Origin of the sequence: Adhaeribacter swui (assembly GCF_014217805.1) — a bacterium.
Taxonomy (GTDB): Bacteria; Bacteroidota; Bacteroidia; order Cytophagales; family Hymenobacteraceae; genus Adhaeribacter; species Adhaeribacter swui.
The window spans coordinates 93002-113471 of the sequence record NZ_CP055154.1; the positions used below are offsets into that span (position 1 = coordinate 93002).

Annotated in this window: 16 protein-coding genes; 9 read left to right on the plus strand and 7 right to left on the minus strand. The window is 45.4% G+C overall.

Translation table 11 applies throughout. The annotated features are described in order from the left end of the window. Positions 1-285 precede the first annotated feature (285 nt). Both HUW51_RS00465 and HUW51_RS00470 read left to right on the plus strand, forming a co-directional pair. Positions 286-597, plus strand: coding sequence for a hypothetical protein (locus HUW51_RS00465; protein WP_185269819.1), 312 nt, complete (start codon positions 286-288; stop codon positions 595-597). Further along, positions 598-927, plus strand: a complete 330-nt coding sequence (locus HUW51_RS00470) for a YnfA family protein (RefSeq protein ID WP_185269820.1) — start codon at positions 598-600, stop codon at positions 925-927. Positions 928-1010: 83 nt separating this feature from the next. Here HUW51_RS00470 and HUW51_RS00475 read toward each other — a convergent pair whose 3' ends face one another. The 7 genes from HUW51_RS00475 to HUW51_RS00505 form a co-directional block, all read right to left on the minus strand. Beyond that, positions 1011-1844, minus strand: coding sequence for a phosphatase PAP2 family protein (locus tag HUW51_RS00475; RefSeq protein ID WP_185269821.1), 834 nt, complete (start codon positions 1842-1844; stop codon positions 1011-1013). A gap of 79 nt (positions 1845-1923) precedes the next feature. Continuing rightward, entirely contained in the window at positions 1924-3936 is a 2013-nt protein-coding gene (locus HUW51_RS00480) for a heavy metal translocating P-type ATPase (protein ID WP_228466554.1), read from the minus strand. Continuing rightward, positions 3933-4298, minus strand: coding sequence for a DUF3703 domain-containing protein (locus HUW51_RS00485; RefSeq protein WP_317175597.1), 366 nt, complete (start codon positions 4296-4298; stop codon positions 3933-3935). Before HUW51_RS00485 ends, HUW51_RS00480 begins: the two co-directional genes overlap by 4 nt. Positions 4299-4376: 78 nt before the next feature. Then, the gene (locus HUW51_RS00490; protein WP_185269823.1) at positions 4377-4796 is read right to left on the minus strand and encodes a Fur family transcriptional regulator; all 420 of its coding nucleotides are present in this window, start codon (positions 4794-4796) and stop codon (positions 4377-4379) included. 12 nt (positions 4797-4808) lie between these two features. Beyond that, positions 4809-6017, minus strand: a complete 1209-nt coding sequence (locus HUW51_RS00495) for an efflux RND transporter periplasmic adaptor subunit (RefSeq protein WP_185269824.1) — start codon at positions 6015-6017, stop codon at positions 4809-4811. Positions 6018-6042: 25 nt separating this feature from the next. Further along, the gene (locus HUW51_RS00500; RefSeq protein ID WP_185269825.1) at positions 6043-10437 is read right to left on the minus strand and encodes a CusA/CzcA family heavy metal efflux RND transporter; all 4395 of its coding nucleotides are present in this window, start codon (positions 10435-10437) and stop codon (positions 6043-6045) included. A 148-nt stretch (positions 10438-10585) separates the two neighbouring features. After that, positions 10586-10900, minus strand: a complete 315-nt coding sequence (locus tag HUW51_RS00505; RefSeq protein WP_185269826.1) for a DUF6660 family protein — start codon at positions 10898-10900, stop codon at positions 10586-10588. 1061 nt (positions 10901-11961) lie between these two features. Here HUW51_RS00505 and HUW51_RS00510 point away from each other — a divergent pair. From HUW51_RS00510 to HUW51_RS00540, 7 genes are all read left to right on the plus strand, one after another. After that, positions 11962-12210, plus strand: coding sequence for a heavy metal-binding domain-containing protein (locus tag HUW51_RS00510; protein ID WP_185269827.1), 249 nt, complete (start codon positions 11962-11964; stop codon positions 12208-12210). 55 nt (positions 12211-12265) lie between these two features. After that, the gene (locus HUW51_RS24690) at positions 12266-13543 is read left to right on the plus strand and encodes an efflux RND transporter permease subunit (protein ID WP_185269828.1); all 1278 of its coding nucleotides are present in this window, start codon (positions 12266-12268) and stop codon (positions 13541-13543) included. Further along, the gene (locus HUW51_RS24695) at positions 13536-15428 is read left to right on the plus strand and encodes an efflux RND transporter permease subunit (RefSeq protein ID WP_185269829.1); all 1893 of its coding nucleotides are present in this window, start codon (positions 13536-13538) and stop codon (positions 15426-15428) included. The genes HUW51_RS24690 and HUW51_RS24695 overlap by 8 nt, the downstream gene beginning before the upstream one ends. Then, the gene (locus tag HUW51_RS00525; RefSeq protein WP_185269830.1) at positions 15415-16662 is read left to right on the plus strand and encodes a TolC family protein; all 1248 of its coding nucleotides are present in this window, start codon (positions 15415-15417) and stop codon (positions 16660-16662) included. The genes HUW51_RS24695 and HUW51_RS00525 overlap by 14 nt, the downstream gene beginning before the upstream one ends. Continuing rightward, entirely contained in the window at positions 16640-17992 is a 1353-nt protein-coding gene (locus HUW51_RS00530) for an efflux RND transporter periplasmic adaptor subunit (RefSeq protein ID WP_185269831.1), read from the plus strand. Before HUW51_RS00525 ends, HUW51_RS00530 begins: the two co-directional genes overlap by 23 nt. Further along, positions 17989-19209 carry an efflux RND transporter periplasmic adaptor subunit gene (locus tag HUW51_RS00535; RefSeq protein WP_185269832.1) on the plus strand — a complete coding sequence of 407 codons (1221 nt, stop codon included), beginning with the start codon at positions 17989-17991 and terminating at the stop codon, positions 19207-19209. Before HUW51_RS00530 ends, HUW51_RS00535 begins: the two co-directional genes overlap by 4 nt. A gap of 149 nt (positions 19210-19358) precedes the next feature. Further along, positions 19359-20435: a YncE family protein gene (locus HUW51_RS00540; protein WP_185269833.1), complete on the plus strand. Its 1077-nt coding sequence runs from the start codon at positions 19359-19361 to the stop codon at positions 20433-20435. Positions 20436-20470 lie beyond the last annotated feature (35 nt).

The following is a 20470-nucleotide window of genomic DNA, read 5'->3' on the forward strand; positions in this document are numbered from 1 at the left end:
CTTTGCCCCTAGTGGTGAGAGACTAGGGACAAATACACCGGAAGGTTTAGTCTCTACCTGCAAGTGGGAGCCTGTCAGTACTGGCAGGCTTTTTTGCTTTTATACTCGGATTTGCATTGGCCTTCCCTCCTATTTTTAGATAAATATCCGAGCAAATCTTATAAATACCGTAAGTGCCGTTATGTAAAATTAGGCTGTTGGACAGTATCTAGCTGCATTAAAACCAGTACAAGTAAAACCAACAAATCCGGAGAAATTAGAAATACTTATTCATAAACTAAACTGATGAACCTGAATCAAACTCTTTCTTTATCTTGTAAGTTAACCAACCCGGAATTACAACAACGGAAAAAAAAGGCAATCTCTAACCTAAACCAGCTTTTGCTCGAAAAGCAAGAATTAGCAAATGGGTACAGCTACCGCTTTGCTGGTAGTGATCCAATGATTGATTTAGTAACCGACTTTGTTAAAATCGAAAGGTTGTGCTGCGACTTCTTTCATTTTAATATGGCGATTTCGAACGATAATATCCTTTGGCTAACCATCACGGGTCCGGAGAGGGTAAAAAATTTTATTGCTAAAGAGTTAGAATTGTAAGTGGATATACTAAAATCATTAACCGTATTTTTCTTGGCTGGCCTTTGTGAAATAGGCGGCGGTTACTTAGTCTGGTTATGGCTGAAAGAAGATAAACCCGGGTGGTATGGCCTATTAGGAGGTATTATACTGGCGTTATACGGCATAGTAGCTACCTGGCAAACGGCTAGTTTTGGCCGAGTATACGCCGCTTATGGTGGAATTTTTATCATAATGGCACTGGTATGGGCTTGGCAGGTGGATGATTTCAAGCCGGATAACTACGATATCTTAGGCGCCTTAATTGCGTTAATAGGAGTTTGTATAATTATGTATATGCCGCGAAACTAAAGGCGTATAGATTTTTATAATGCTTTGCTCTCTCTGACTATTGAAGCCATTAGCTATCCTGCACCCGGTGGATAGAATTAATATCAATTTAGATGGAAGACCATCCCTAACCCTAAGGCTCCGTTAGGCAATATAGTAGGCATTAATTGAGAATTCAGGCCTTTGTTCTTAAACCACCGGTCATGCGCCAGATATACTAAATTAGTAGACAGAATGCCTACTCCGGCCCCGGCCAATACATCCGATAACCAGTGAGCATCGTTCAGAATTCGCATAACCCCGGTAGCTGAAGCGATGGTATAACTTCCTATTCCAATCCATTTGCTTTTACCTCGGAACTCTCTGCTTACCATAGTAGCTACTACGAAGGCATAAGTAGTGTGACCAGACGGAAATGCATACCGTTTGCCGTTAGGACGGTCTACATCAGTAACTTTTTTCATAGGCCACATAATTGCGGAGGATAGCGCGCCAGAAGCAGCCAACAGTCCGATTTGCCGCCTGAAATCGTGTCTATTCTGGGATGAGAAAATATCAAAGGCTACTAATCCTACTGCTGGAGCAAAAAACAGATAATCATCTATATTGGTGTTGAATCTGGGAAATGATTTTATGCGCAGGTCATAACGTGCGTCTTGCCGGTCATAGAGGTTGTTGTCAATGACGAGCAGACCTGCTCCAATCAAAATAGTTGGCATAATTATACCTCGTCGTAAATTACCTTTACGGAGGTAGGAATCACGGGAATCTGCTGGCTTTTTTACCAGCGCGGTGTCAGCTAGTAAGGTATTGGTTTTAAGTGAATCACTGACTACCTGAGCTAAGGCTGGAGCAGGTAAGAGCACCAACCAAAGACTAGTGAGTAACGCTAGCTGATATAATTGATGAAAAAGAGAGGTGTTGTGGGGATTTGTCATAAAAAGTAATTTCTCGTAACAAAGAGGATTAGGAATTTTAAAAATGAAAAGGATACCATTACTTGGTAGCCTTTTATTTTTAAAATTTCATCCGTTGAATTCGGATAGCATTTAGGATAGCTAAGAAAGCTACGCCCACGTCGGCAAAAACAGCTTCCCACATGGAGGCCACGCCAAAAGCGCCAAAGACCAGTACCAGTGCTTTTACGCCAAAGGCTAAACCGATATTTTGCCAAACAATCTGATTTGTTTTCTTACCCAGATTGATGGCCGTCGCAATTTTAAAGGGTTGATCGTTTTGAATCACTACATCGGCCGTTTCAATGGCCGCATCGGAACCCAGGCCACCCATTGCCAAACCTACATCCGCTAGAGCAATAACCGGAGCATCGTTAATACCATCACCCACAAACGCTACGGTTTTTCCTTGCTTCTTTAACGCTTCCACGTGGCTTACTTTATCTTCCGGCAGCAAACCGCCAAAAGCCTGATCTATCTGTAAGGAAGCCGCCACTTTTTGTACAATGCTATCTTTATCTCCCGAAAGCATCACAATCGTTTTAATGCCCAGCTGGTGTAATCTCGCTACTGCTGCCGGGGCATCTTCTTTAATTTTATCGGCAATAGTAATGTAACCCACGTATTGATTATTGATGGCCACCAGGACAATGCTTTCTACTATAGAATCAATTTCAGCCGGATAAGCTACCTGGAATTTCTTTAGCAGTTTGCCATTGCCAACCAAGAGCGTTTTATCCTCTACGGTGCCTTTTAAACCGTGTCCGGATATTTCCTCGACGTTGGTTACTTGCTTCTGCCGGTAACTTTCACCCGCATGCGCGACCACAGCCAAGGCAATAGGATGCGTAGATTTACTTTCCAAAGCAGCTGCCAAGGACAAAAACTCTGCTTGGTCCAGACCATTGACCTGCACTTCCTGGACCTGAAAAACCCCTTCGGTTAAGGTGCCCGTTTTATCCATAACCACCGTATCGACCTTGGTCATTAAGTCCAGGTAATTGGATCCTTTAAAAAGAATTCCGTTTTTAGAAGCAGCTCCAATGCCACCAAAATACCCCAAAGGAATAGAAACTACCAGGGCGCACGGACAGGAAATCACTAAGAATATTAAGGCCCGGTAAAGCCAATCATTAAACACGTAATCCGTCACAAAAAAGTAAGGCAACAGCGTCAATGCAATGGCCAGGAATACTACTACCGGTGTGTACACTTTAGCAAAACGGGTAATAAATTGCTGCGTTTTGGCTTTCCGGCTACTAGCCTGTTCTACTAATTGCAATATTTTAGAAAGAGCACTATTCTCGTAAGTCGAAGTGATTTGCAACTGAATTACCTGGTCCAGGTTAATCATACCCGCCAGTACTTTCTCCCCCTTGCTTTTGGTATCTGGTTTAGATTCCCCGGTCAAGGCAGCGGTATTAAAAGAGGACCGTTCGGTAAGCAGATTTCCGTCTAAAGCTACCTTCTCTCCTGGTTTAACCTGAATAATATCCCCCACTTTAACCTGCTGCGGGTTAATAGATTTAATTTGGCCTTGTTGTACCAGATCCACAATTTCCGGCCGGTTATCAATTAAGGCTTTGATCGATTTGCGGGATCGTGCCACGGCTGCTTCCTGGAAGTGCTCACCAATAACGTAAAACAGCATCACCGCTACCCCTTCCGCGTATTCACCAATGTAGAAAGCTCCCAAGGTGGCAATACCCATCAACAGGAATTCATTAAAAATGCTGCCTTTAACTATATTTTTAGCCGCATGCAGTAACACTTTACCCCCCACCAGTATATAGGCAAAGGTGTAGACGGCTAACCGGGTATAGCCTATAAACCAGTCCACTTTAAAATAGTCTAAAGCAATACCGGCAAGTAACAGAACCAGGCTTATGATGGTGGGTAGGTAAGAAGTTTCTTCGTCCTCCTTCTCCTCCGCGGTAGCCGCTCCTGGTGCTACTTCGCAGCAGCCTTTCTCGTCCGTTTTCGTTGGACCTGGTTGCTCCGCGGTCCGGGGAGAAGTAATCTCCATGGGCTTTAAGGGAGCACTCGGATTAGTATCTTGGTTTGTTTTCATCATCTTAATTTAATTTTAGAATTAGCTTGCAGGATGATTACCTGCAAGTCACGGGGGATAGGCATCGGTTTCCAGGCCACTACATTCGCTCCCCCCGTATTTCCAACCGGGATCGTACCCGCCCAGGATTTTATGCCGCCTACCAAGAGCCGGGGCAATTGCCCTATGATCTCTTTCGCATTTCGGGTTTTAATACCAAAGGCCAGCATCTTGCCGTGTACGGCGGTATGTTCTACCGGGTAAGGCTGTCCTAAAATATGAGCCCGCTCCAAATGGTGCCAAGCCTTTTCCAGCTGCCGCTTTTGCGCATACGCTTGGTAATCTTTTAATTCCTGCTCGTAATAAGGCCGTAGCGTACGGGGCATTTTCCAATGGAACCACATCGTATTGTATTAATTTTATCAGCACAAAGGTAGTATCAGCTGCCCTGCAACTGCATTGCATTATTTACTGCTACAACTACCACAAGTACCTTTCACTACCAGATTAACTTCTTCCGTTTTAAACTGGCTAGGCAGCGCAATTTCTGGAATGTGGGACTTGGGTAAACAGAACGTTTCGCGACACTGGTTACAAAAGAAATGCACGTGTAAGTCGTGATGTTCCTGCGTAGTACAATCGTCCGGACACAAGGCATACTTCACCGAGCCGCTACCGTCCTCAATGTGATGCACCAAGCCTTTTTCTTCAAAGGTTTTTAAGGTCCGGTACAGCGTAATCCGGTCGGAGCGCAGAAAATACGATTCTAAATTATTTAAAGAAACGGCCGCAGTTTGCTGAAGCAGGTAATCCAGCACCAATAGGCGCATCGCCGTCGGCCGAATCCCTTTTTGCTGTAACATTTTATCTAATTCTGGTAACATAACATTAAGAGATTAGTGGCCGTGTCCTTCGCCTTCTTCTTCGGTATTTTTTATTTTAGCCAGCAAAGAATAGGCTCCTTTGACCGCGATCAAATCCTTGATGGCGGCTGGTTCCACAATTTCGGTATACCCGCTTTCGGTTACACCTTTCCGGATTTCTACCATCTGGAAATCACGCATCTTGGTGCCTTTTTCCTGCCGTTCCCCTTTGAAAACAAAGATGTAATCCTTTCCTTCGGATTGAACTACGGCCTCCTGGGGCAAGGCCGGTACGGTATTGTTGTTGAGCTCCACAAAAGCCTTCACGTACATACCGGGTATCAACTGGGTTTCTTCTTTATCTAAGTGCGCGTGCACGCGAACCGTGCGCTCCGGACTTATTTCCCGGCCGATCAGGTGCAGTGTGGCCATTCGTTCCCTGCCGGATTCATTCGGTAGGGTAAAGCGAATTTTCTGGCCCACTTTCAACTTCGTAATATCTTTTTCAAACACCGTTAGCTCCACGTGTAAGTGCTCGGTATCAACAATTTTAAAGAGAACATCCGTGGGCGTCACGTAGCTGCCCCGATTTGTATTTACCTCGGTTACGTAACCATTAATGGGGGAATGAATGGGTAAAGTGCGCGTAATATTGCCTGGTTGTAGTTTACTGGCCGAAATGCCCAGGTGGGCTAATTGTTGCTTTAAACCATTTACCCGGCTTTGCATGGCCTTATACTGAGCAGTTACCTGTTGGAAGTTTTTGGCCGGACCTACTTTTTCCGCGGCTAATTCTTTTTGCCGTTCGTACTCCAGCGTTAAATACTCCAACTGGCTGGTACTCTCCAAGTAGTCCTGCTGAATCGTGACAAATTCCGGATTTTCAATGACGGCCACTAACTGTCCTTTTTTAATGCGCATGCCTTGCAGCAAGTCTGTACTTTGGACAAAACCGCCTAGAGGAACACTCACCGATACTAAGTTTTGGGGTGGCACATCCAAAAGGCCATTTACCGCGATCACATTGCTTAAGTTTTTGGGCGCTATCTTTCCTAGCTCCACTTTGCCAATGACAAACTGCTCCGGGGTAAGTTCCACCGCGGTTTCGCTTTCTTCGTGCGGTTCTTCTTCCTGGGCCGACTCGACTGCCACAGGTTCTTCTTTTTCTGCTCCCGCCTTTTCGGACGTGCAGGAGCTTATTAGAAAAAGGCTAATAACAACTATATAAATCTTGAATTTCATTTTCTTGAGGTATGACTAATTAAAATTACTGGCCCGAGATAAACTCCAGCTCCACGACCACTTCATTATACTTTTGCAAGGCTTCTAAATGATTGGCTTTGATCGCCAACGCGCGACGGATGCTTTGCACATATTCCTGATAGTCGATGACGCCATTTTGAAAACCTTTTTCCGCGTGTTGGATCAGTAAATTCGCCAGCGGCAAACCCGTTTTCTCGTAATAGTCCAGGTTCGTTTCCTGTTTGCGGAGGCGCTGGGTCGCTAATTTTAGCTGCGTGGTAAGCTGGGCCTGCTGAAACTGATAAGTAGCTTCCGCTAGTTTTTCCTGGTACTGGGCCGCTTGGATGCGGGCCGAACCAGCCCGGTACCATAAAGGAAGGGAGATACCTACCTGGATCCCTGTAAACCGGTCGCCACTGGTAAATTTTTGTTCCACTCCATTTACATTTTGCGGTCCGATAAGCGATTGATTAAAGTAGCCCAGATTAAACTCCGGCAGTAAACGGGCTCGTTCCAACTTGGTTTGAAGGCGAGCTACTTCTTGTTGCTGCTGAAAAACCGCTACTTGGGGTTGTCCCAGCAGTATGCTGGTATCCGGCACCATTACGGGTAATCGCATAAACGCCGTAGTAGCCATAATTACGGGTACCTGACTGTGCAGTAAATTCTGTAACTGGGTGCGATATAATTCCTGCTCGGCTTGGGTCTGCTCGATGGTATTTTTTACTTCTACCTGCTCCGCTTGGGCTGTAGCTTGCTCCAGTAAATTGGTCTCTCCGGTACGTAAACGAATCGTACTAGCCCGTAAGAAGTTGGTGTATAAGCTATCTTGGTAATGTAAGAGCCGTAATTTCGCTTGTTGGTATACTAGGCCATAGTAAGCACTTTTAACTTCCCGGACTAGCTCCCGCTGCCGAACGGATAAACTTAACTCACTGCCCCGGATGTTAGTTTTGGCTAAGCGGGCCTGGTTAGCATAAACCGAAGGAAAAGCAAAGGATTGGGTAATCGTAAAATTATTATCCTTATTGACCGAATTAATCTGACCGTATACCGCTTCGATGTTAGTTTTACCAATATCTACGGCCGCCCCGCGCAAACTTTTGATAGCGGAAATTTGATAATTAGCCGCCTGGATACTCTTGTTTTGGGTTAATGCCTGATTGATCGCTTGTGGTAAGGTTAAACCTGGTTCCGTTACTTGAGCTTTAACTAGGTCAGGCAAGAAGATTCCGGCTCCTATCACTAAAAGAATGATAGATGCCGTGCCCAAACGGGAAGTAGTAAGTTGACTGCTGGATATTCTGCTTTCCCGAAATCGTTCTAATAAGATATACAGAATAGGCAAAACCACTAAGGTTAGTAAGGTAGCCGACACTAGCCCCCCAATAACCACCGTAGCCAAAGGCTTTTGTACTTCGGCTCCTGCGGTATTGGATAAGGCCATGGGTAAGAAACCTAAGGAAGCTACCAGGGCTGTCATTATCACCGGCCGCAAGCGCACCTCCAAGCCTTTTAAAACCCGTTCGGTTATATTAGTTATACCTTCGGACTTAAGTTGATTGAAATAGCTAATTAGCACGATGCCATTTAATACCGCTACGCCAAATAAGGCGATAAAACCCACGCCGGCCGAAATACTAAAAGGCATGCCGCGCAGCCATAAAGCCAGTACCCCCCCAATAGCCGATAGGGGAATAGCCGTAAAGATGAGCAGACTTTGCGCCACGGAGCGGAAAGTGAAAAACAATAACAAAAAGATCAAAAACAAAGCTATGGGTACGGCTACCGAAAGGCGTTCTTTGGCTTTTTGTAGATTTTCAAATTGCCCGCCGTAGGTAACATAGTAACCGGTTGGTAGCTTCAATTGACTACTCACTTTCTCTTGCAACTCCGCCACAATGCTTTCTACATCCCGGCCGCGAACGTTAAAGCCAATGGTAATCCGGCGCTTGGCATCATCCCGCTGAATCTGACTAGGTCCGGTTTGAAAGTTGATTTGGGCCACTTGCTCTAGGGGTACCTGGTCCCCGTGCGGAGTGGTAACATATAGACCGCGCACATCTTCCAGGCTTTGGCGATTAGCGGAAGCTAACCGCACAACTACGTCAAAGCGTTTTTCTCCTTCGTAAATAACCCCCGCGGATTGCCCGGCAAATCCCGTTTGGATGGTCCGGTTTACGTCTTCGATGTTGAGCCCAAATTGAGAAATTTTATCCCGGTCGAACGTAATAACAATTTGAGGTAAGCCAGTAATTTGCTCCACGTACAGATCTTCGGCTCCTTCGACCGTCGAAACAATCTTCCCCATTTTACCTGCTTGCTCACTTAGCACGTCTAAATTTTCTCCGTAAATCTTCATTACTACATCCTGCCGCGCCCCGCTCATCAACTCATTAAACCGCATCTGAATAGGTTGCTGGAACCCGAAAGTAACCCCAGGGATGGCTTCCAAGGCCTCTGCCATTCTTCCGGCTAATTCTTGGGAATCATCCGCTTTCTTCCAGTCATCTTTATCCTTTAGTATAATCATCAAATCACACGCTTCTACCGGCATAGGATCTGTTGGAATCTCGGCTGAGCCAACTTTGGCTACAACTTCTTTTACTTCGTCCGGAAAATTTTTCAGGATTATTTCGGCAGCTTGCGTAGCAGCTTCAATGGTTTGGGAAATAGAGCTGCCGCTCATCACCCGCGTTTCTACGGCATAATCTCCCTCATCTAAAGAAGGAATAAACTCCCCACCCATCCGCAGAAAAATAAGGAGACTGCCTATAAAGAGTAAAAACGAGGTAATTAGAACCACGGCTTTGCGCCGTAAAGCAAATGCTATCAAGGGCTCGTATAACCAGTGAAAGAAACCCATGATCCGGTCCGCAATAGTTTTACGGTAGTCAATCTTCTTGCTTAAAAAGAAAGCCGAAACCATCGGTACATAAGTCAGGGAAAGAAGAAAAGCACCCAGAATGGCAAAAGCTACCGTTTGCGCCATGGGGCGGAACATTTTACCTTCAATACCTACTAGGGCTAAAATAGGGAGGTAAACGATTAAAATGATGATTTCCCCGAAGGCGGCCGAACTTCGGATTTTAGAAGCTGATTCGTATACTTCCTGGTCCATCTCCTCCTGCGTTAAAGGCCGCAAAACTTTTCGGATTCCTAAATGATGCAGGGTAGCTTCCACGATAATTACCGCGCCATCGACAATTAAACCAAAGTCAATCGCGCCCAGGCTCATGAGATTACCCGATACGCCAAACAAATTCATCAAGGAAATGGCAAACAGCATAGCCAGGGGAATAACGGAAGCTACAATCAAACCAGCTCGCCAGTTACCGAGGAGTAATACTAGGACAAATATTACAATCAGGGCACCTTCAGCCAGGTTACGGGTTACCGTGCTAATGGCATTATTAACTAGTTTGGACCGGTCCAGAAACGGCTCAATGACCACGCCCTCCGGTAAGGTTTTTTCAATGGTAGCTACCTTCTGTTTCACAGCTTTAATCACCTGGGAGGCATTTGCTCCTTTCAGCATCAGGACCAAGCCTCCTACGACTTCTCCTTCGGTATTCCGCGTCATGGCCCCATAACGAACGGCACTACCAAATTGTACCGTAGCCACATCCCGGATAAGCACCGGTACTCCGTTTTCGTTAGATTGAACTACTATCTTCTGAATATCTTCTATACTACCGGCCAAGCCTTCACTGCGAATGAAATAGGCATTTGGCTTGCGATCAATGTAAGCCCCACCCGTATTCTGGTTGTTCTTCTCCAGGGCAGTGAAAATATCGCTGATGCTGATATTGGTACTGCGAAGCCTTTCCGGATCAATGGCTATTTCGTATTGCTTCACGTGCCCCCCAAAGCTGCTTACCTCTGCTACGCCCGGAGTGCCTAACAGCTGCCGGCGCACAATCCAATCCTGAATAGTGCGGAGATCCATATCCGAAAACTTATCCGCGTAACCTTCTTTGGTGTGGAGCACATACTGATAGATCTCCCCTAAACCGGTAGAAACGGGCGCTAATTCGGGTGAGCCAACCCCCGCTGGAATTTGGTTTTCGGCCTCCTTCAAGCGTTCGGAAACCTGCTGCCGGGCCCAGTAAATATCGACTTGGTCTTTAAAAACAATGGTTACGACGGATAAACCAAAACGGGAAAAAGAACGGATTTCTTCCATATCCGGAATCGTGGACATGGTGACTTCCACGGGAAAAGAAATAAGCCTTTCTACTTCCTGCGCGGCTAGGGAAGGACTTACCGTAATGACTTGCACCTGGTTATTGGTAATGTCCGGTACGGCATCTACCGTCAGCTGCGTTACCGAGTAGCTACCCCAGACGATCAAGGCCAGGGTAAACAGGCCAATGATTAATTTGTTATGAATAGAAAAATGAATGATGCGATCCAGCATAATCGAAACTTTTTAAATCAAAAATAGAATGATGCTGCGCGGGTAAACCTCTCCCTTTAATCCGCGGCTAAGCGGAATAGAATATCCAAGGAATGGCCTAAAGCTTCCTTAAAGGAGCTTTACCAGGCAGACAAAGACTAAAAATGATTTAAAGTTGGGGCGGTTGCCAGATAGAAAAAGTAGGATTGGGAATAGAAACCGTCTGGTAAACGGGCACCGGAATGTTTACCAGAACGGGAATAGACTCTAATTTAAAAACAGGATGAACCAAAGTGACTCCGGTACAGCACGTACAAAGACACAAAGGAGAACATAGATCCACATCGGAAGAGGGAGATCCTGCACAGGTGTTATCAGCCGAAATAGTCTTCTGGGCAGTATTATCCTGTGGTGCTGCATCCGCGCAAGGTATGCAGGATAGCACCAATAAGTAAAAACTGAATATAATGGCAACCCATTTCATGAAGTGCAAAGGTAATAATAAAATAGATGCAATGGAATTGCAAAATACAAATGCTTAATTGATTAAACTTTGAATCCTTTTATCAACTATCAAATGAGCTAATTATTTTTATAAGTTACTTCGTGTTAAGCAGAACAAATTTAATCTCATATTTTCCTGCTTTGTAAATATTTTGGTTTTATGATTTAACCGAGTTATATAACTTTTTTCTATAATTATATAACAGTCTTTATTACATAGTCTTTACTTTTGTAAAAGAAGAAATATATTAGACTCAAACCCTAACAAGCAAATCCCGTTTTACAGTTATATTGTAAATTCCCCAAATGAAAGCAATGCAAAAATTCGTACACCTGTGTTTGGTAGTTGCCATCTTACTGGCTTCTACAGGATTCCGGGTGCGTGTAGCGCATTGTGCTGGGGAGAAAAGTATAGCTATTAGTTTCGTGTCCGATTCAGACTGTTGCTGTGCCAAAGATGCCAAAACTACGCGTAAACCTTGTGGTGATATGCCTTGCATCATACAGCAAGGTGTGGCCTCTTCGACAACTTTTAATTCTACTACCCAGCAAATAGCCAAGTTTGCGAAAGAACCGGGATCCTTCCCAGACTTTTCGGAAAGTATTCGGCCGGCTATCCTGGAAAGAACTCCTCATTTTACCTTGCCTCCTCCAGTCTCTGGTAGGTTTATCGGCATTCTACATCAAACATTTATTATTTAGTACCCCTTCTTTTTTAGGAGCATCAGCTATTTTTCTGCGCTGGTATTGACTTCTATACTGTGAAATCCATTCAAGATTACTTATCAGAAAGGCTTGCCATCTTTGGCTATAATAGCTAGCATTTAATTAAAATGTTTGGCTAGTTCTACTTTCTGTTCAGCTAGTTACTTGTCCTTCTAGAATCAAACTGGATTTTACAATCACCCTTTTTTATTTTTTCAGGTTTTGCTAACCTGGTCTTTAAACATACTCTTGGCAAAACAGGAGCATCTAAAAGCCTTATGGCTGAAGGAATGTTCCTTGTCCAGAAAGAAATCACTTATTTAAAAAATACTCTTTATGAAAACCCTTGTATTAAACCTTTCCCTATTGGGATTGACCTTGTTCACTGCGTGTAATAGTGGTGAAACCAAGCAAAGTACCACTGAGCAGACCGAAACAAAACAAGAAGTTGCAGGGGTCACCTACACCTGTTCCATGCACCCAGAAGTTACCAGCAATGAACCTGGTAAATGCCCGAAATGTGGTATGAACCTGGAAAAAGTGGCCTCCGCAGAACACGAGCACCAAGAAGGCGAACAGCACTAAATTAACAATTTCTTCCTCCCGGTGATTGGATCCGGGAGGGCAATTCCTACGAGTTATGATAGGTAAACTAATTTCTTTTTCACTACGCAATCGCATGATTGTGCTCTTAATAGCGGCGGGACTGTTCGGTTGGGGTATTTACTCGGTCAGCACGAACAAAGTAGATGCTATTCCGGATTTATCGGAAAACCAGGTAATCGTTTTCACGGAGTGGATGGGCCGCAGTCCGCAAATTATCGAAGACCAGATAACCTACCCGTTGGTAACAAACCTGCAAGGTTTGCCCCAGGTGAACTATGTACGAGGCGTATCCATGTTCGGCATGAGCTTCATCTACATTATTTTTGAGGACAAAACCGATATATATTGGGCCCGGGAACGAGTACTGGAACGGCTAAATTATGCGAACCGATTACTGCCCGAAGGAGCCGTCCCCACTTTAGGACCTGATGGCACTGGAGTAGGGCATATTTTATGGTACACGCTGGATGCTCCCGGTATGGACTTAGGGGAACAGCGAGCTATTCAGGATTGGTACGTGAAATTCGCGCTCCAGAATGTAGCCGGGGTAAGTGAAATTGCCTCTTTCGGCGGCTTCCAGAAGCAGTACCAGGTTACCCTGGATCCCAACAAATTAACCTATTTTAACTTATCAGTGCCGGAAGTAATGGCAGCTGTACGAGCCAACAATAATGAGAGTGGCGGCCGCAAATTTGAGATGAGCGACATTGGTTACATCATTAAAACGACTGGGTACCTGAAATCTACTGAAGAAATTGAAAATATTCCTATAACCACCCAAAATACTATACCAATCCGGGTAAGCGATATTGCCACCGTGCAAATGACCGGCGAAAGTCGTTTAGGCATCTTTGATCTAAACGGCGAGGGCGAAGCGGTTGGGGGCATTGTCGTGATGCGTTACGGTGAGAATGCCGCCCAGGTGATTGCCAATGTGAAAGCTAAAATGAAGGAAGCTTCTGCTGGCTTACCGAAAGGAGTAAAGTTCAACATCGTTTATGACCGCAGCGGATTGATCAACGATTCGGTGAATTCGGTGAAAACCACCCTTATTGAGGAAATGGTAGTAGCCTCGGTTATTGTATTCCTTTTCCTTTTTCATTGGCGCAGTGCGCTCATAATTATTATTCAATTACCCCTCTCGATAGCTATCGGTTTTATCCTGCTCAATGCCTTCGGTATTTCCTCTAATATTATGTCGTTAACGGGTATTGCCTTATCCATTGGGGTGATTGTGGATGATGCCATTGTGATGGTGGAAAATGCTTATAGGCACTTGGCCGAAGCTCAAATAAAAGAAAATCATGGATAAGGAAACCCGATTAGTTATTATAGAAAAAGCTTCGAAGCAGGTTGGTCCCAGCGTGTTTTGGAGTACCATTATTATTATCACTTCGTTCCTGCCGGTATTTTTACTAACCGGACAGGAAGGTAGGTTATTCAGTCCTTTAGCCTGGACCAAAACATTTATTCTGATTGTAGATGCTTTCGTGGCCATATCGGTTACCCCGGTGCTGCTATCTCTTTTTCTGAAGGGCAAATTCAAGCCCGAGAGTAGTAATCCCATTAACCGGGGCTTGGAGCGGGTTTATGGGCCTATTTTACGCTGGTGTTTAAAATGGCGGAAGACCACCATCGGCATAAACATTCTGGCTCTTCTAGTGGCTATTCCCATGCTTTTCCGGTTAGGCTCGGAGTTTATGCCACCGCTCGATGAAAGTTCTATTCTCTTTATGCCGGTAACCTTGCCGGATATTTCTAACGCTGAAGCTAAAAGGATCCTGCAGGTACAAGATAAGATTATTAAATCTGTACCGGAAGTAGCTCAGGTATTGGGCAAAGCTGGACGGGCCAACACGGCCACTGATAATTCGCCCATCAGCATGATCGAAACCATCATTCAGCTAAAACCGGAGTCGGAATGGCGGGATGGTATGACGAAAGCTAAAATTATAGCCGAACTGGACCAAAAACTTCAGATTCCAGGAGTAATAAACGGCTGGACCCAGCCCATTATTAACCGCATTAACATGCTGGCTACCGGAATCCGAACGGATGTAGGAGTAAAAGTTTATGGCCAAAGCCTGGATTCTATTGCCCAGGTTTCCCAAAGAGTACGCAATGCTTTGCAAGCTATTCCGGGAGTGAAAGATTTATACATTGAGCCCGTAACGGGTGGGAAATACCTCGAAATCCAAACGCGGCGCGAGGAACTAGGTCGCTACGGCTTAGCAGTAAATGATGTGAATGCCATTGTGGAGTCTGCCTTGGGCGGAATGTCAATAGGTAATACCATTGAAGGGCGGCAGCGCTTCTCCATAAACCTGCGCTTGGCTCAGGAGTATCGCAATAGCCTTGACCGCATCCGGCGCATCCCCATAAAACTAGGAGCTGGGGGTACCGTGCCTCTCTCGGCGGTTGCTGATGTGCGTTTTGTGGATGGTCCGCCCATGATTGCCTCCGAAAATGCCCAACTGCGGGGGGCGGTATTGTTTAATGTACGGGACCGGGATTTAGGTAGTACGGTGCAGGAAGCGATTCAAAAGCTAAACAGTGAATTAACTAATTTACCGAATGGCTACCGACTGGAATGGAGTGGGCAATGGGAGAATCAAATCAGGGCTAACCAAACCTTAAAATTCATTATTCCCCTGGTGCTCATTATCATTTTTCTGATTTTATACTTCTCCTTCGGATCTTTCAAAGAAGCTTTGTTAAACCTGGTAACTATCCCATTCGCGATGATTGGCGGGGTTTTTATCGTGTACTTCTACGGCATTAACTTATCAGTAGCGGTAGCGGTGGGCTTTATTGCCTTGTTTGGTTTGGCAGTAGAAACAGCCATGGTTATGGTCGTTTACCTGAACGAAGCGATGGACCAACTAGTAGCGGACAAAGGCAATTCTAGCCAAACTATCACCAAACAGGACATTCGGGATTATGTGTTCATGGGTGCCGCCAAACGCCTACGTCCTAAAATTATGACCGTTTCCGTTTCGCTGTTTGGTTTGATTCCGGTGATGTGGGCGACCGGTGTAGGTACGGATGTGATGCTGCCCATTGTTCTTCCCCTGATTGGCGGGGTCTTTACCTCTTCCATTCACATCCTGCTCGTGACTCCAGTAGTGTTTGAAATGACAAAAGAGTATGAATTGAAGAAACACGGCAAAATTGAAATTTACGATGTTAAGCATTAAAGTATATATAACAGGTTTCCTGTTGCTGTTAGGCTTGGCAACCCAAGCCCAAACTCGGGTTTTACCCTTGGATACCGTCTTGCAATATATTTCCCGCAATAATCCCATGCTGAAGGAATTTGCTTATCGGGCGCAAGCACAGAATGCCATGGCAGAAGGTGCTAAAAGCCAAATGGCCCCAATGATAGGCGCGGGTGTATTTATGTACCCCTACCTAGGTCAGATGATTATGGAAGACCGGGATAAAGGAATGATCATGACCGCAGTGGAACAAGATATTACAAACCCAGCCAAATTGCGAGCTAAGGAGAAGTATCAACTTTCCAAAGCGGCCATAGAAGAGGCCGGCAGAGATAACACCTATAACCAATTACGGTCCCAAGCTAAAACAGCTTATTACCAGTGGGTAGTGCTGGAAAGGAAAAAAGCCGTGCTAATGGAAAGCCAACGCATCATGCAGTTTATGCTAAAGCTATCCCGGGTGCGCTATCCCTACAATCAAAGCTCGCTAGGCAGTATATACAAAGCTGAGGGACGATTAGGAGAAGTAGAAAACATGCTGCTCATGAACCAGAGTGAGATAAGCATGAAAAACATCCAACTTAACATGTTAATGAATCTGCCGCAGGACAATCTCTTTGCGGTAGATACCTTAGTACAGCTACCCCACCTGACTGCCCTAACCGATACGGCTACTTTGAGTACTTTTCGGAGTGACGTGCGCCAAATTGACCGCACCATAGAATCGATGCGGCTTAACCTACGCGTGGAAAGCATGCAAAGCAGGCCGGATTTTAGTCTCCGATTCGAGAACATGATGCCTCGGGACCGGATGATGCCGCAAGTTTTTACGGCTATGGGAATGGTTTCTATTCCTATTGCTCCGTGGTCATCCCGCATGTACAAATCCAATATAAAGGCTATGAATCTGGAAATTGCGGGTATGCAGAAAGGCCGGGAGAACATCTTAAATGAAGCGCAAAGCATGCTGAAGAGTATGGCACTGGAGTTACAAACCAAACGGACCCAAGTGCAAAATTATGAAACTAAAATCATACCCGCCCTTCGCCGCAATTACGAAACTACCATGCTTAGCTATGAACAGAATACCAGCCAACTGCCGCTGGTAATTGATGCTTGGGAAGCATTAAACATGGCTCAGATGGAATACCTTAATAACCTGGAGCAACTATATCTGACGGGTGTAAATTATGAGAAAGAACTGGAAAAATAAGATAATTGGGTTATTGATTTTGCTGGTGCCTTTTACTTTCACGGCCTGTAAAGAGAATCATAATCATGAAGCGGAGACGGCAGCCGGAATAGAATACACGTGCCCGATGCACCCGCAAATTGTGCGAGATAAACCGGGTGATTGTCCGGTATGCGGTATGACCTTAGTGGCTAAACAAACTGCAAGCACTCCGGCGACAGCCATATCCTCGGACTTAAATTATTTATTGCAACCCGCTAATCAAACGGTAGTCTCCAATGTAAAAACCACGCAGCCAATCCAAAAGCAGGTGCAAAATGAGATTCTCCTGAGCGGGGTGGTGACTTATGATACCCGGCAACAGTCCATTATTCCGGCCCGTTTCGGAGGCCGCATTGAAAAGTTATATGTACAGTTTAATTACCAACTGGTGCGCAAAGGACAAAAACTGTACGACATCTACAGTCCGGAACTGGTGACCGCGCAGAAAGAATTGGTATATCTGCTTAAAAACGACCCTTCGAATACTTCTCTAATTAATGGAGCGAAACAAAAACTGCAATTATTAGGAGCCACTTCGGGGCAAATAAATCAGTTGATTCAGAGTGGACAAGAGAACTATACTTTTTCGGTGTATAGTCCTTATACCGGATATGTGCTTGACCCTGCTATTACGGCAGCGCCTGCTCCTACAGCTCCCGCTACTTCCTCGGCATCCGGCGGAGATGGCATGAATAGCATGGGAAGTGGTACTCCAAGTACGAGCGGGTCAATGGGAGTTAGCGGCAATTCTGGCCCAACAACGCCAAGCAACGGTTTTGCCGTTCGGGAAGGCATGTACGTGACTACCGGACAGGCCTTATTAAAAGTGATTGATGCTTCTCAGGTATGGGCCCAATTTAACGTGGCCAGCAGCCAGGCTAAGCAACTAACCAAGGGAACTCCCATTACCATTTCCTTTAACCAATTACCCGGTCAAACAGTGTCCGCTAAAGTAAGTTTAGTGGAACCGGTTTACGAAGCCCAAGAGAACTTTGCTCGCGTTCGGGCCTCCCTTCCAACTCAGGACAAATCTACTTTAATTGGTCAGCTAATCACGGGTAAAGCTAGCTACAATACCGGTACTGCCTTATGGGTACCAAAAGAATCCGTGCTGGATCTTGGCACACAATCCGTGGCTTTTCTAAAAGTCAACGGAGTTTTTAAACCTCAAAGTGTTCAAGTTGGCGAACGGGCCAATGGTATGGTGGAAGTATTATCCGGGCTGAGTGCCAAAAATGTGATAGCGGCCAATGCCCAGTTTCTGGTAGATAGCGAAAGTTTTATTCGGGTAGCGGAAAATAACAAATGAAAAAGATCCTTAAAATATTATTCCTGTGGCTAATGGCTTTTACCATAGGCGCATGCACCAACAAAGATAAGCACGAGCACCATGAGGTTGGAAAAACCGAAGCAGGTACTACTTTTACCTGCCCGATGCACCCGCAAATTGTGGAAAGTGCCCCCGGTTCTTGCCCTATTTGCGGCATGAACCTGGTACCAGTGAAAAATCAAGCTTCAACTGAAAAGAATGCTGGTAGCATCATGCTTAGCGAAACCCAGATGAAGCTGGGCAATATATCTACCCGACCGATTCAAATGGAGCAGGTAGGTAGTAATACTATCTTGACCGGGCGCTTAGCCGTGGACCAGACCCAGGCGGATTTAATCAGCAGCCGCGCCGCCGGCCGGATTGAAAGATTATATGTAAAGGAGACGGGAAGATCCATCCAAAAAGGACAACCACTCTACGACCTTTACAGCGAATCATTACTTACCCTGGAACAAGAATATTTATTAGCCCTGGACCAGGTGAAAGCCTTCCCGGAGGAAAAACAATTTGCCTCTATCCTGGCTGCGGCCAAAAGAAAACTCTTGTTAATGGGCTTATCGAATGCCCAGGTAAACCGGATTGCGCAAACCCGTCAGTTAGACGCCCGCATTACCTTTCTAGCTCCAACTTCCGGAATCATAACCGAGATAGCTACGGCCGAAGGTGTGTATGTAGCCGAAGGAAGCTTGCTCTACCGCTTAAGTCGATTTAATACCATTTGGGTAGAAGCTGAGCTATACGCGCAGGAGGCTGCACAGCTACAAGTAGGCACTCCCATTGAAGTTACCGTACCCGGCATACCGGATCCTATCAAAACCAAAGTAACTTTTATCAATCCGGAATTCCGTCAGAACAGCCAAGTCGTAGTTGCCCGGGCCAAACTACCTAACCCGAAAGGCCTCCTGATCCCAGGTACCCAAGCTACCATTAATTTACCAGCTCGGGTAAATCAAGCACTAACCTTACCGCTCGATGCCGTTATCCGGGATGCCCGGGGGGCACACGTTTGGGTGAAAACGGGCGAAAATACCTTTAATTCCAAAATGGTTACCCTGGGAGCCGAAAGTGCGAATCAGGTAGCTATTGCAAAAGGGCTTCACGCTAACGATACGGTGGTAGTAACGGGGACATATTTACTCTACAGCGAGTCCGTTTTAAAGAACGGCTCGGATCAAATGACCGGTCATGACCATTAATAATCAGATGAAATCCTGTTGCCAAACCGAACCGCCCAAAAGGAAAAAGCCCTACCTGCGATTAGCCTGGTACGCTTTGTTAGCCAGCCTCATTGGGTTTGTAATATTTCAGCAATTAAGTCAATAGTACTCTATAACCTTTAAAAATCATGTTCCTTACAAAATCTAAAACTCTCTCGATAGCCTTTCTATTACTGGCCTTTACTTCCTGTAATTTTCATACCGAAGCAGACATGGACGACATGGATGATATGGATAATGGAGAAGTATTAGATATCAATTATCCGGCGGCCTATGTGGTGAATGGAGAATCAAATACGATAGAGGTACTTAATTTAAATGATATCTCCCACAAGGAGCAAATTTCCTTGAATGGAGCCACTTTCCCGCACCATATCAACCTAAGCCCGGATAAAACAAAGCTAGCCGTAGCGATTACCAGTACTGATTTAAGTGGTGGCCATGACCCGGGTGGGATGGGGGACATGGAAGGATTTAAAGTTATGGTCCTGAATAGTTATACGGGAAAGATAGAGCAGGAAATAATGCTGCCCAAAATGCCCCATAACGGAGTTTTTAATACGAACGGCTCAGAATTATGGATTGCGCAAGAAGATGAGCTACAAAGCCAGGTACTAGTTTACAATACCGGCAATTGGAGCCTGAAAAACACCATTAACGTCGGGAAAGGATTATCGGAAGTAACTTTCTCCACCGATGGCACCAAAGTGTTTGCCGCGAATACCATGGATGCTACTGTTTCCATCATTGATCCTAGCACTAAAATGGTGCTAACTACCGTGCCGGTTGGCAAAGATCCGGTAGGAGCTTGGCCGGCTGCTAATGGCTATGTATACGTGGACAATGAAACGGACGGAACCGTGACGGAGATAGACGTAGTCTCCAGCACTGTTACAGAAACCATTACCCTGGGCTTTAAGCCGGGTTATGTGGCGTATCATCCTGCCAAGCAGGAGTTATGGGTGAGTGATGCTACCAATGGTCAAATCGTATTCTTTACAGAAAATAATAACCAGTGGATCTTGCAAGGCCGCATTCCTACGGGAGCTGATGCCCACGCCATTGCTTTTTCCCAGGATGGCGCGACCGCTTACGTCACCAATCAAGGAGCAAACACCGTTTCCGTTATCCGGGTAGCAGACCATACAGTTACGGCCACTATTCCGGTAGGTAAAAAACCGAATGGATTGACTATCCGGCAATAATATAATTCTCCCCAACACCAAGCTCAACTAACAAA

What these genes read in the sequence shown, in the direction of transcription:
- HUW51_RS00465 (WP_185269819.1), top strand. Translation starts at nt 286, where the DNA reads ATGAACCTGAATCAAACTCTTTCTTTATCTTGTAAGTTAACCAACCCG.
- HUW51_RS00475 (WP_185269821.1), bottom strand. Translation starts at nt 1,844, where the DNA reads ATGACAAATCCCCACAACACCTCTCTTTTTCATCAATTATATCAGCTA.
- HUW51_RS00480 (WP_228466554.1), bottom strand. Translation starts at nt 3,936, where the DNA reads ATGATGAAAACAAACCAAGATACTAATCCGAGTGCTCCCTTAAAGCCC.
- HUW51_RS00485 (WP_317175597.1), bottom strand. Translation starts at nt 4,298, where the DNA reads ATGCCCCGTACGCTACGGCCTTATTACGAGCAGGAATTAAAAGATTAC.
- HUW51_RS00490 (WP_185269823.1), bottom strand. Translation starts at nt 4,796, where the DNA reads ATGTTACCAGAATTAGATAAAATGTTACAGCAAAAAGGGATTCGGCCG.
- HUW51_RS00495 (WP_185269824.1), bottom strand. Translation starts at nt 6,017, where the DNA reads ATGAAATTCAAGATTTATATAGTTGTTATTAGCCTTTTTCTAATAAGC.
- HUW51_RS00500 (WP_185269825.1), bottom strand. Translation starts at nt 10,437, where the DNA reads ATGCTGGATCGCATCATTCATTTTTCTATTCATAACAAATTAATCATT.
- HUW51_RS00505 (WP_185269826.1), bottom strand. Translation starts at nt 10,900, where the DNA reads ATGAAATGGGTTGCCATTATATTCAGTTTTTACTTATTGGTGCTATCC.
- HUW51_RS00510 (WP_185269827.1), top strand. Translation starts at nt 11,962, where the DNA reads ATGAAAACCCTTGTATTAAACCTTTCCCTATTGGGATTGACCTTGTTC.
- HUW51_RS24690 (WP_185269828.1), top strand. Translation starts at nt 12,266, where the DNA reads ATGATAGGTAAACTAATTTCTTTTTCACTACGCAATCGCATGATTGTG.
- HUW51_RS24695 (WP_185269829.1), top strand. Translation starts at nt 13,536, where the DNA reads ATGGATAAGGAAACCCGATTAGTTATTATAGAAAAAGCTTCGAAGCAG.
- HUW51_RS00525 (WP_185269830.1), top strand. Translation starts at nt 15,415, where the DNA reads ATGTTAAGCATTAAAGTATATATAACAGGTTTCCTGTTGCTGTTAGGC.
- HUW51_RS00530 (WP_185269831.1), top strand. Translation starts at nt 16,640, where the DNA reads ATGAGAAAGAACTGGAAAAATAAGATAATTGGGTTATTGATTTTGCTG.
- HUW51_RS00535 (WP_185269832.1), top strand. Translation starts at nt 17,989, where the DNA reads ATGAAAAAGATCCTTAAAATATTATTCCTGTGGCTAATGGCTTTTACC.
- HUW51_RS00540 (WP_185269833.1), top strand. Translation starts at nt 19,359, where the DNA reads ATGTTCCTTACAAAATCTAAAACTCTCTCGATAGCCTTTCTATTACTG.